Origin of the sequence: Virgisporangium aurantiacum (assembly GCF_016863635.1) — a bacterium.
Classification (GTDB): Bacteria; Actinomycetota; Actinomycetes; order Mycobacteriales; family Micromonosporaceae; genus Virgisporangium; species Virgisporangium aurantiacum.
On sequence record NZ_BOPG01000177.1, the window covers coordinates 1 to 1657 of the forward strand.

Sequence of the window (1657 nt, forward strand, 5' to 3'; positions counted from 1 at the left end):
GTTGAGCGACGTTCTGCATGACGACGGCGGTGCCGGGTGGCGACGTTCCCGGCGATGATGGTCACAGGGGCTTCCTGCGGGTGGCCCTTTGTTGGTGTGCGACGACAACCTGATCACGTTTGTTGAGCGCAACGGCCCTCCCCGCTCCTTGGCCGGAGGGGAGGGCCGTTCCTTGGTGCATGGAGGCACCCGTGGTCATGGTAGGTAGCGATGTGGTCGAGGTCGAACGGCGTCTTCGCGGTGGCGAGTTGGTGTGTCCGTGCGGTGGCGGTCTTGCTCCGTGGGGGCACGCCCGCGCGCGGCGTGTCCGGGGCGTTGGCGGGCTTCGACCGCGTCGCGGCCGGTGCGGCTCGTGCTCGGTGACGCATGTGTTGCTGGCGGTGTCGTGCCTGTTGCGGCGTGCCGATGGTGTCGATGTGATCGGCCGGGCGCTGCGCGCGAAGGCCGCCGGCGCCGGGCACCGGCCGATCGCCGTGCGGTTGCAGCGGCCGGCCTCGACGGTCCGCGGCTGGCTGCGTGCGTTCGCCCGCAACGCCGAGGCGGTGCGGGCGGTGTTCACGGCGTTGTTGGTGGAACTCGATCCGCTGACCGCTGCGCTGGCGGCCCGTCCGAGCGTGTCTGCTGACGCGGTAGAGGCGATCGGTGTGTGCGCCGCCGCGGCGCGGCGCCGTCTTGGCGTGGTGGGCGCGGTGCCGCCGTGGCAGCTCGCTGCTGCGGTCACGAACGGCCGCCTCCTGTTGCACGCGTCTCCGCCGAGTCGATCAACAAGTTGATCAACACGAGTTGGCCCTTGGGTCGGGCTGTTTGATCAACGACTCTCGCGACTCGTGGACATTCACTCCAGACGTGAGGGAGAAGCAGGGTGGCGTTCAGCCATGACGAGGAACGGGTGCGGGCCGAGCGGGCCCGTGCCGTGGGCCTGTTCCGGTATGCGTTGATCCGCGAGGCCGCTGACCGGCGGCTGTCGACGAAGCAGCGGGGTCGGCTCGTGCGTGTCCTGGCCCAGCGCGACCACGAGGGACCGTTCGGGCGGCCGGTGCGGGTATCCCGGGCCTCGATCGACCGGTGGATCCGGGCCTGGCGCCGCGGCGGGTTCGACGCCCTCGTGCCCGAGCCGAGGCGGGTCGGGCCGCGGACTCCGGTCGAGGTCCTCGAGCTGGCGGTGGCGTTGAAGAAGGAGGTCCCGGCCCGGACCGCGGTGCAGGTCGCGGCGATCCTGCGCGCCCATTCCGGGTGGTCACCGGATGAGCGGACGCTGCAACGCCACTTCGCGCGTCTGGAGCTGACGACCCGGCCGGACGGGAGGGCGCCGCAGACCTTCGGCCGGTTCGAGGCCGACGAGCCGAACGCACGCTGGACCGGCGACGCCCTGCACGGCCCGACCGTGAACGGGCGCAAGGCGATCCTGTTCGCGTTCCTCGACGACCATTCACGGCTGCTGACCGGTTACCGATGGGCCCGCCGCGAGGACACCGTGCGGCTGGAAGCGGCGCTGCGCACCGGTATCGCCGCCCGCGGCATCCCCGCCAGCATCTATGTCGACAACGGGTCGGCGTTCGTGGACAAGCAACTGATACGCGCCTGCGCGTCGCTGGGCGTGCGACTGGTGCACTCCCGGCCCGGGCAGCCCGAAGGGCGCGGGAAGATCGAGCGGTTC

General features: G+C 71.3%; 2 protein-coding genes. Both read left to right on the forward strand.

The window, feature by feature from the left end; genetic code table 11:
• The first annotated feature begins 416 nt into the window (after positions 1–416).
• Positions 417–773: a hypothetical protein gene (locus Vau01_RS62900; RefSeq protein WP_204015429.1), complete on the forward strand. Its 357-nt coding sequence runs from the start codon at positions 417–419 to the stop codon at positions 771–773.
• 89 nt (positions 774–862) lie between these two features.
• Positions 863–1657: DDE-type integrase/transposase/recombinase (locus Vau01_RS62905; protein ID WP_204015432.1), on the forward strand; the 795-nt coding region annotated here is incomplete at its 3' end.